This is a genomic window from Asticcacaulis sp. (assembly GCF_020217185.1).
Lineage (GTDB): Bacteria > Pseudomonadota > Alphaproteobacteria > Caulobacterales > Caulobacteraceae > Asticcacaulis.
This window is the reverse complement of record NZ_JAIWNX010000072.1, coordinates 1-10,000: the sequence shown is the minus strand read 5'-3', so window position 1 is coordinate 10,000 and position 10,000 is coordinate 1. Positions and strand designations below refer to the sequence as shown.

The window sequence follows — 10,000 nt, the reverse complement described above, 5'->3', positions numbered from 1 at the left end:
TCTTCGCTCAGGTGTCGGTCGGTGTGAAGCCGATCTCCGATGACGATCTCAACCGCGCCATCGCTTCGGGTCTGGCGCAGGTGCGCTTCCCCAATCGTCGCCCCATCCACCTGCTGCCGGTAAGCTGGGCCGTCGATGGCCATAGCGGCGTGCGCGATCCGCGCAACCTGACGGGCCGTACCCTGGGGCTTGAACTGTTGGTCGTCACCATCGACGAAAACGTCTTTAACAATATCATGCAATGCGTCGGCATGGCGCACCTTGAGGTGCAGGCGATTGTCTCCGCGCCTTTGGCGGCGGCGGTCGCGGCGCTGGAAGAAGACGAGAAGGAACTGGGCTGCATCTGCATCGACATGGGCGCCTCGTGCACCACGGCGGCCGTCTTCTATGGGGGCGCGTTGGTACACGTCGATTGCCTGAATGTCGGCGGCAGCCACGTCACGGCCGACATTGCGCGCGGCCTGTCCACTACGCTCGTGGGCGCTGAGCGCGTCAAGACGCTGCACGGCTCGGCCATCGCCTCGTCCAACGAAGACCGCGAAATGGTCGAAGCGCCGCCGCGCGGTGACGATGCCGGGGCCCCGCCGATCTCCGTGCCGCGCTCGATCCTCAAAGGTATTATCGCCCCGCGCGTCGAAGAAACCTTTGAACTGCTGCGTGAAAAGCTGAAGGCCTCTGGCGTGCCGATCGACCCAGGTGCGGGTATCGTCCTGACGGGCGGTGCGTCGCAGTTGGCGGGTGTGCGCGAACTGGCCATCCGCGTGTTCGATCGTCCTGTGCGTCTGGGTAAGCCCAAGCGCGTACCACACCTGGCCGATGCGGCTGCCGGACCGGCCTTTGCCGCCTGTGCCGGGGTGATCCTGCGCACGCTTTATGGCCCGCGCGACGTGGTCCCGGCGCGCAAGATCATGACAGCGCGCCTGTCGCCCAAGGACGCGCCCAGCGCCGCCAAGGGCCATCTGATGAGCCGCGTGGTAGACTGGCTCAAGCAAAATCTGTAACCGGTTGCCACGATATGCAAAAAAATCCACAGTTTTAGCGGGACGCTTTCGGGCGTCCCGTTTGCGTTTGGGCGGTATGCGGCTGCATGGTGCGTGCGTTAATGTACGGGTAAGGATTCCTGATTCCGGATTAATCTTCTGTGCATAAGTGGCCGTAATTTTGGCCATTTTCGCTTGATGCCCTGCCGGTTGATTCGGATGGGAGGGTGGAAATTCATCAAGTGGTAACTTTTGTTAAAATTTATCGCAAAAAGACCTTCAAATCGCTGCGACTCAAGTTATCGGGTAACTATTCATTAAGCATATTCGATGTCTCATGATCGATGCTTGTGAGCGCTTTTTGACAAGAGCGCCGGGTCGATAATTGGACGGGAACAAAGGTCGCCCGGACAGGGTCACGGAAGGTTGGTCTGATCACATGGCTATACATCTCTCGGCGCCGCGCGCCACGGAATTGAAGCCCCGCATCGTCGTTTTCGGCGTCGGTGGCGCGGGCGGCAACGCCGTCAACAACATGATCGAGGCGGGCCTCGAAGGGGTTGAGTTCGTCGTCGCCAATACCGACGCGCAACAGCTCCAGTTTGCCAAGACCGACCGTCGTGTTCAACTCGGCGTCTCGCTGACGCAAGGTCTGGGCGCGGGTGCCCATCCGGAAGTCGGCATGACCGCTGCCGAAGAGTCGGCGCATGAGATCGGTGAGCACCTCGAAGGCGCGCATATGGTCTTCATCACTGCCGGTATGGGCGGTGGCACCGGTACGGGTGCCGCGCCGATCATCGCCAAGACGGCGCGTGAACGCGGCATCCTGACCGTCGGCGTGGTGACCAAGCCCTTCATGTTCGAAGGCCGCCACCGTATGCGTCTGGCCGATGCCGGTATCGCTGAGTTGCAACGCTACGTCGATACGCTGATCGTTATCCCGAACCAGAACCTGTTCCGTATCGCCAATGAGCGCACCACCTTCGCCGAAGCCTTTGGCATGGCCGATCAGGTGCTGCACTCGGGCGTGCGCTCCATCACCGACCTGATGGTGCTGCCGGGCCTCATCAATCTTGACTTCGCCGATGTGCGCTCGGTCATGTCCGAAATGGGCAAGGCCATGATGGGTACGGGCGAAGCGACTGGCGATGACCGCGCGCTTCAGGCGGCGCAGAACGCCATCCAGAACCCGCTGCTCGACGAAACCTCGCTCAAGGGTGCCAAGGCGGTGCTGGTCAATGTCACCGGCGGCCTCGACATGACCCTGCTCGAAGTCGATGAAGCGGCCAATGCCATTTCGTCGGAAGTCGATCCGGACGCCAATATCATCTTCGGCGCGGCCTTCGATCCGTCGCTGGAAGGCAAGCTGCGCGTGTCGGTCGTGGCGACTGGCATGGACTCCGCCGCCGCTCAGCAACAGCCGCCGGTGCCGCAGGCTTCGGCTTCGACCCCGCCGCGTCAGTCTATCTACATCACGCCCGGCCGTCCGGGTCAGGCTCAGCCGGTTCAGACGGTCGCCGTTCAGGCCCCGCTAAGTCAGGCTCCGGCAGCGCCTGCGCCGCAACCGGCTCCGGTTCAGCCCGCGCCTGTGGCTGAAACCCCCGTGCAACCGGCCTATCAGCCGGAAGTGCGTCCGGAACCCGTCGCCGCAGCGCCTGCGCCGCAGCCGGCTCCGGCCCCTGTGGCTCAGACTGAGCCACGCATTATTGCGAAAATCGTCGATCCGTCGGTCGAAGACGAATTCGATATCCCGGCGGTTCAGCCGGCACCGCAGCCGGTGCAACGCGAAATCCCGCCGCGTCCGGTGGCCGGTTACGGCACCACGCGCGCCCCTGAGCCGGCGCGTGCCGCCGTACAGTCGCCGCGCGAAGACGACCGGGGTGGCCTGTGGCGTGGTCTGTTTCCCAAGCGTAGTGATGCGCCGGTGACACAGGCTCCGGAATACCGTCAGCCTTCGGCGCCGGCCCCGTCGCCCTATGCAACTGCGCCCGCCCCGCAAGCGGCCCCTCAGGCCGCCGCTAAGTCGGACGTCCTGCCGGGCATGGAAGCGGAGGATGATCTTGAAATCCCGTCCTTTCTTCGCCGCCTCGCGAACTGACAAGGACAGTAATGCCTGATGAAAGCCCCCGGTTCGCCGGGGGCTTTTTTTGTTGGCAAAGAGGCTTTAAAAGCAGGGGATGAGCGCCGCCAAACCCCGTTAATCATGGCGTTACAAACCGTAATCCATGTTTAGTTGAGGCGAGGGGGTGTCGGGGCGTATAAACTGACGTGAGCGGAAACCTTTCCGCGCGTTCATTTTTAGGTTTATGCGTTCCATGTCGCCTGACCACCACGAACATACGATTGCCGTTCCTGCCATCTGCGCGGGCGTCGGCCTGCACACCGGTCAACGTGTGCGCCTGTCCGTGCGTCCGGCGTCCGCCGGTACGGGCATTGTGTTTGTGCGTACCGACATCTGTGACCGCGACAACCGCGTGCCGGCACGCGCCGATCTGGTTACGCAGACCCGTCTGGGCACCGTCATCACCAATGCGGCGGGCGTATCCGTTTCGACCATTGAGCACCTGATGGCCGCTCTGTCGGCGCTCGGCGTCGATAATGCTCTGATCGAGCTGGATGGTCCGGAAGTGCCGATCATGGATGGTTCGGCTCAGCCTTTCGTGCAACTGCTCGATCAGGCCGGGTTCCGCCGTCAGGCGCAGCCGCAGCAGGTCATCGAAATCCTCAAGCCGGTCGTGGTCGTCGAAGGCGACAAGCGCGCGGCCTTCTATCCGGCTGACCGCTTCGAAATGCACTTCGAAATCGACTTCCCCAGCGCCGTCATCGGCCATCAGGAAATCGAAATGGTCGTCACCGAAGACACCTTCCGCACCGAACTGGCGGCGGCCCGCACCTTTGGCTTTATCGAAGGTGTCGAAGCCCTGCGCGCGGCCGGTCTGGCGCGTGGCGGCTCGATGGACAATGCCATCGTCATCGACGGCGACCGCGTGCTGAACGCCGAAGGCCTGCGCTTTGCCGACGAATTCGTGCGTCACAAGGCGCTGGACGCCATTGGTGATCTCTACGTGCTCGGTATGCCCATTCTTGGCAGGTTTGAAGGAATCCGCGCCGGTCATGGCCTTAATAATGCCGCGGTCCGTGCCCTACTGTCGCAACCGGATGCCTACCGGATCGTGACCCGTGCCCCCGTGCTCCAGCAGGTTGGTTAAAACCTGTTGGCGTTTGTGGCGCGCCGTTGTAGAGCTATCCTCCATAAAGCGTTAAGACTGCCGGGCGACTGACACCGGCCTGATGAGGATTTATCGTGCCGGCCTATACGACTTCGACCGCTTCTCCCTCCTTCGGCAAGACCTCGGCAAAGCTTCTGCTGCTGACGGCGCTGGCGGCTGTGGCCCTCACGGCCTGCGCCGGTAAGCCCAAGCAACGCACGCGTCTGGTGTACGAGGAGCGCCCGGTCGAGGCGCTCTACAATACCGGCATGCAGCGTCTGGACGAAAAGAGCTGGAACGAAGCGGTGGATTATTTCGAAGAGGTGGAGCGTCAGCACCCCTATTCGGAATGGTCGCGCCGTTCGATCATCATGGAAATCTACGCCCACTATCAGGCCAACGATTATAACGAATCGACGGCGGCGGCGGAACGCTTCATCAAGCTCTATCCGGGCTCGCCCCTGACCCCCTATGCCTACTATATGCGGGCCATCAACTATTTCGAGCAGATCGTCGATGTGGGCCGGGATCAGGCCTATACCGAAACGGCGCAGGCCTATCTGCGTGAAATCGTGCAGCGCTATCCGGGCACCGAATATGCCCGCGACGCCCAGGTGAAGCTCGACATGGTCTATGACCAGCTGGCCGGCAAGGAAATGGAAATCGGCCGTTTCTATCTGGCGCAAAACCAGCCTCTGGCGGCCATTGGCCGCTTCAAGACGGTCATCACCCGCTATCAGACGACCTCGCACACGCCCGAAGCCCTCTATCGTCTCGTCGAAGCCAATCTGATGATGGGTATTACCGACGAAGCCAACCGCAATGCGGCGGTGCTGGGCTATAACTATGCGGGCGACCGCTGGTACACGGCGGCCTACAAGCTGATGCAGGAGCGCGGGCAGCCAATGGACATCAAGCCGCTGCCGGTTGCCGAAAAAACCAAACCGGCGAAAAAAGAACAAAAAGAGAAAAAGAGCTGGCTAAGCCGCATCAACCCGATGTAATCTGAGAGAAACAGCCGTGAGCCGACTCACGGCTTTTTCGTCAGGGTTTCCATGCTCACACGCCTGTCTATTCAAGACGTTGTGCTCGTTGATCGGCTGGATCTCGATATCCGGCAGGGCCTTTCGGTACTCACCGGTGAAACCGGGGCCGGCAAATCCATCATTCTCGACAGTCTGGGTCTGGCCACCGGCGCGCGCGGTGATGCCGGGTTGATCCGTGCCGGTGCGCCGCAGGCCTCGGTCACCGCCGAATTCGATCTGGCCGCCGGGCACCCGCTGTATGAATTTCTCGAAGACAAGGGGCTGGCCGTAGAGCCTGGTGAGCCGTTGCTGCTACGCCGGGTGGTCAGCCGTGACGGGCGCTCCAAGGCCTTCGTCAATGATCAGTCGGTCTCGGTCAGCGTTCTCAAGGCGCTGGGTGATGGTCTGCTGGAAGTGCATGGCCAGCATGAGACGGTCGGCCTGCTCGATCCGCGCACGCACGGAGCCATGCTCGATGCCTATGGCGGTTGCGAAGGGGCGCTGGCGGCCACGGCGGCGGCCTTCCGCACGCTTAAGGCCCTGCGCGATCAGTACCGCGACCTCAAACGGCAATCCGACAATGCCACGGCCGAAATCGAAGAACTGACCCTGCGCCTTCAGGAACTGGACCGCCTCAACCCGCTGCCGGATGAGGAGGCGCAACTGGCGTCTGACCGCGCGCTTCTGGGGGCCTCTGAGCGGGCGCTGGAAGACATCAATGAGGCGCGTACCACGGTCGGCGGCGATCAGTTGTCGCAGCGCCTGTCCAAGGCCTTCCGTGCCCTCGATCACGCCCGCACCCGGGCGCAGCAGGCCGGGGCGGGGGAGGGCCATGCGGTGCTCAAGGCGCTGTCCGATGCCGCCGAAGCGCTCGACCGCACCCTGATTGCCGCCGATGAGGCGCTGGCCCTGATGGATGCGGCGGCTGATGCGCTGGATGTCGAGCCGGGCAAGCTGGACCGCGTTGAGGAGCGTCTGTTCGCCCTGCGGGCCATGGCGCGCAAGCTGAATATTCTGGTCGAGGACCTGCCCAGGAAGCGCGCCGAGATCGCCCAGTCTCTGGGGCGTATCGAAGACGCCGATGCCGAGTTGAAAAAGCTGGCGGCGGCGATTGCCGTGGCGGAACAGGGCTTCCATGCGGCGGTTGAAACCCTGCGGCAGAAGCGTCTGGCGGCCGGTGAGGCGCTGAGTGCCGCCGTCATGGCCGAACTGGTGCCGCTCAAGCTCGACAAGGCGGCCTTCCGCGTCGCCATCCGCCCGCTGGAGCCTGAAAAGTACGGTGCTGCGGGCGGCGATGTGATTACGTTCGAGGTCCGCACCAATCCCGGCGCCGACTGGGGGGGGATGGCGGCCATTGCGTCGGGCGGCGAACTGGCGCGCTTTGCCCTGGCGCTCAAGGCGGCTCTATCCACGCGTGGTGGCGAAGACGCGGCCGGTCCGGTGATGATCTTTGACGAGGTCGATCAGGGCGTGGGCGGTGCCGTGGCCGATGCCGTGGGGCTGCGCCTGCGTAAGCTGGCCCAGCGCTCTCAGGTGATCGTCGTCACCCACTCGCCGCAGGTGGCTGCACGCGGCGATCAGCATTTGAAGGTCTCCAAGGCCGATGCCGGTGAGGGGATGCGCTCGCGCGTCGTCGAACTGAGCAAGGACGAGACGCTGGAAGAACTGGCCCGCATGTTGTCGGGCGCCGAAATCACCCCCGAAGCCCGCGCCGCCGCTATGGCGTTGGTGAAGGGGTAAAGGCATAGCCTCCCCCCTGATCTCAGGGGAGGGATAAAGACAAGACATGACCACACACGCACCCGATACGGCGCAGGCGCGCCACGCACAGCTTTCTGCCGAGATCAAGCGCCACCGCGATCTCTACTATAATCAGGAAGCGCCCGAACTGAGCGATGCCGAATACGACGCGCTGGAGCAGGAACTGCGCGCGCTGGAGGCGCAGTATCCGGACCTGCATACGGTCGATAGTCCGACCGAACAGGTGGGGGCCGAGATTTCGAGCAAATTCGCCCCGGTTCAGCACGGCGTGCCCATGCTGTCGCTCGACAACGCCTTTGCGCCGGAAGACGTGGCCGATTTTGAAAAGAGCATCCGTCGCTTCCTGCGCCTGCCGCCGGAAGAGCCGCTGGCCTTCGCGGCGGAGCCCAAGATCGACGGCCTGTCCTGTTCGCTCCTCTATGTGAACGGCAAGCTGGTGCGGGCGGCGACGCGCGGCGACGGGCGCACAGGCGAAGACATCACTGAAAACGTCCGCACCATCAAGGACGTACCGCATGTGCTGAGCGGCGCGGGCCATCCCGAACGCATCGAAATCCGTGGCGAGGTCTATTATCCGCTGGCCGAGTTCGCCGCCATGAACGCCAAGGCCGCCGAAGAGGGCGGTAAGGTCTTTGCCAATCCGCGCAATGCGGCGTCCGGCGCGCTGCGGCAACTGGATGCCACCATCACCGCCTCGCGGCCCCTGCGTTTCTTCGCCTACACCTGGGGGGAGGTCAGCGATCCGGGCTTTGTCAGTACGCAGACCGAGGCGCTGGCCAAGTTCCGCGAGTGGGGGTTTCAGGTCAATCCGCGCTCGGCCACGACCGAAAACAGCGATGGCTTGCTGGAGATTTATGAGGCGATTCAGCGCGACCGGTCGGGCCTCGGTTACGACATCGACGGGGTGGTCTATAAGGTCGATCGGCTGGACTACCAGCGCCGGCTGGGCTTCGTCTCGCGCTCGCCGCGCTGGGCCATTGCGCACAAGTTTCCGGCAGAACAGGCCCTGACCCATCTGAAGGCCATCGACATTCAGGTCGGACGCATCGGCACCCTGACCCCCGTCGCGCGGCTGGAGCCGGTCAATGTCGGCGGCGTCGTGGTGTCGAACGTGACGCTGCATAATGCCGATGAGATCGCGCGCAAGGATATCCGTATCGGCGATCTGGTCCGTGTGCAGCGCGCGGGCGATGTCATCCCGCAGATCGTCGGCGTCGAGCTGTCTGAGCGTCCGGACGGGACCGAACCCTATGCGTTTCCGACCGTCTGCCCCTGTCCGCTGAAGACCGCCGTGGTGCGCGAACTGAACCTCAAGGGCGAGGAGGGGGTGGCGCGCCGCTGCACCGGCGAACACGCCTGCCCGCATCAGCGCGTCGAATATCTGAAATACGTCGTCAGCCGTAAGGTGCTCGATATCGAGGGTTTGGGCGAAAAGCAGCTTCAGAAGTTCAGCGAAGAAGGGCTGATCCGCGAACCGGCGGATATTTTCACGCTGGAGGCGCGGGACAAGACGTCTCTGACGCCGCTGCGTAACCGCGAAGGCATGGGCGAGACCTCAGCGCGCAACCTGTTCAAGGCTATCGAAGACCGCCGCCAGTTGCCACTCGACCGCTTTATTGCCGCTCTGGGGGTCAAGGGGGTGGGGGAAACCACCGCGCGTCTGCTGGCGCGGGCCTACCATTCGGAAAGCGCCTTCCGCGACGCCATGATGGCGCTGGCGGCGGGGGATGAAGAGGTGAAGGCGGCGCTCGATAATATGGATCAGGTCGGGCCGTCTCTGGTGGCCGCGCTGATCGAGTTCTTCTCGAACGACCACAATGTCGGCATCTATCAGCGCTTTGTGGCGCAGCTCAGCGTACAGGATGCCGAGGCCGTGGCCGGGGATTCGGCGGTGTCGGGCAAGACGGTGGTGTTTACCGGCACGCTGGAAAAGATGACGCGCGACGAAGCCAAGGCGCAGGCCGAACGGCTGGGGGCCAAGGTGGCGGGTTCGGTTTCGGCCAAGACCCACATTGTGGTGGCCGGACCGGGCGCGGGTTCAAAGCTCAAAAAAGTGGCTGAACTGGGCGTTCAGGTGATGACCGAGGACGAATGGCTGGCCTTTATCGGGTTGGTATAAGGTCAATCCATCGCGGTGGCGAAATAGGCCTGTTCCTGCGCCGTCAGTTGCGGTTCGGGGAACAGGGTGCGGTCGGCCAGCGATACCATCCCGAACAGGGCGATCAGACCGGCCACAAAGCCCGTCCCGATCAGGAAATGCCTGCGGGCGGCCTTGCGCGCTTCGGCTTCGGGCGACAGGGCGCGTGCCGGGCTATGCGAAACGGTGAACTGACCGAAGGTGTCGGTGGCGGGTTGAAAAACGGTGCTGGCAGGCATGGTGTCCCTCCGCAGACTGATGATTACGGGGACACTTTATGCCCTGCCGGATAAGGGCGCAGGTCGTTCTGATTTTGCCGGATATAAAGCCTTTATAAGGGCGCGCAGACGGTTTTAAGCCAGTCTGCCACCTCCGGATTTACGCGCGGCGACAGCAGGCGCAGCACCTCCGCATGGTAATCGTCCATATAGCGACGCTCGGCCTCGCTGAGCAGCGACACCTCAATCAGGCTGCGATCAATCGGTGCCCAGGTCAGGTTCTTGAAGCCCAGCATCGGGCGTTCACCGCCCGTAATGGGGGCCGCTTCGGTGACGTATTGCAGGTTCTCGATACGGATGCCGAAGTCACCGGCCTTATAGAAGCCCGGCTCGTTGGAAACGATCATGCCGGGTTGCAGGGCATAGGCATTGAGCGCCTTGGCGATGCGCTGCGGGCCTTCGTGCACCCCCAGATAAACGCCGACACCGTGGCCCGTGCCGTGGTCGTAGTCGAACCCGGCGTTCCACAGGAACTGCCGCGCCAGCACGTCGAGATGCGTGCCGGTCGTGCCCGCCGGGAAGCGGATGGTGGCCAGTGCAATGTGCCCCTTAAGCACCAGGGTGAACATGCGTTTGTGTTCGGCGCTCGGCGTGCCGATGGCCATGGTGC

At 63.1% G+C, this 10,000-nt stretch carries 8 protein-coding genes; 6 read left to right on the top strand and 2 right to left on the bottom strand.

The genetic code is table 11. From position 1 onward, the window contains the following. From ftsA to ligA, 6 genes are all read left to right on the top strand, one after another. Positions 1-1,001 (top strand): cell division protein FtsA (gene ftsA, locus LDL37_RS03520; protein ID WP_290794421.1); only part of this gene is annotated, 1,001 nt, incomplete at its 5' end. Positions 1,002-1,419: 418 nt separating this feature from the next. After that, positions 1,420-3,078 (top strand): cell division protein FtsZ, encoded by a 1,659-nt coding sequence (ftsZ, locus tag LDL37_RS03515; protein ID WP_290794418.1) that lies wholly within the window; start codon positions 1,420-1,422, stop codon positions 3,076-3,078. Between the two features lie 217 nt (positions 3,079-3,295). Continuing rightward, complete coding sequence (lpxC, locus tag LDL37_RS03510; protein ID WP_290794415.1) at positions 3,296-4,189, top strand: UDP-3-O-acyl-N-acetylglucosamine deacetylase; 894 nt, start codon at positions 3,296-3,298, stop codon at positions 4,187-4,189. 95 nt (positions 4,190-4,284) lie between these two features. Beyond that, positions 4,285-5,193 carry an outer membrane protein assembly factor BamD gene (locus LDL37_RS03505; RefSeq protein ID WP_290794412.1) on the top strand — a complete coding sequence of 303 codons (909 nt, stop codon included), beginning with the start codon at positions 4,285-4,287 and terminating at the stop codon, positions 5,191-5,193. A gap of 51 nt (positions 5,194-5,244) precedes the next feature. Continuing rightward, complete coding sequence (recN, locus tag LDL37_RS03500; protein WP_290794409.1) at positions 5,245-6,954, top strand: DNA repair protein RecN; 1,710 nt, start codon at positions 5,245-5,247, stop codon at positions 6,952-6,954. Between the two features lie 46 nt (positions 6,955-7,000). Beyond that, complete coding sequence (gene ligA, locus LDL37_RS03495) at positions 7,001-9,094, top strand: NAD-dependent DNA ligase LigA (protein ID WP_290794406.1); 2,094 nt, start codon at positions 7,001-7,003, stop codon at positions 9,092-9,094. Positions 9,095-9,096: 2 nt separating this feature from the next. On the opposite strand, the gene LDL37_RS03490 is transcribed toward ligA, so the two are convergent. Further along, positions 9,097-9,351 carry a hypothetical protein gene (locus LDL37_RS03490; RefSeq protein ID WP_290794403.1) on the bottom strand — a complete coding sequence of 85 codons (255 nt, stop codon included), beginning with the start codon at positions 9,349-9,351 and terminating at the stop codon, positions 9,097-9,099. A 92-nt stretch (positions 9,352-9,443) separates the two neighbouring features. Beyond that, the coding region (locus tag LDL37_RS03485; protein ID WP_290794400.1) for a M24 family metallopeptidase at positions 9,444-10,000 on the bottom strand (557 nt) is incomplete at its 5' end.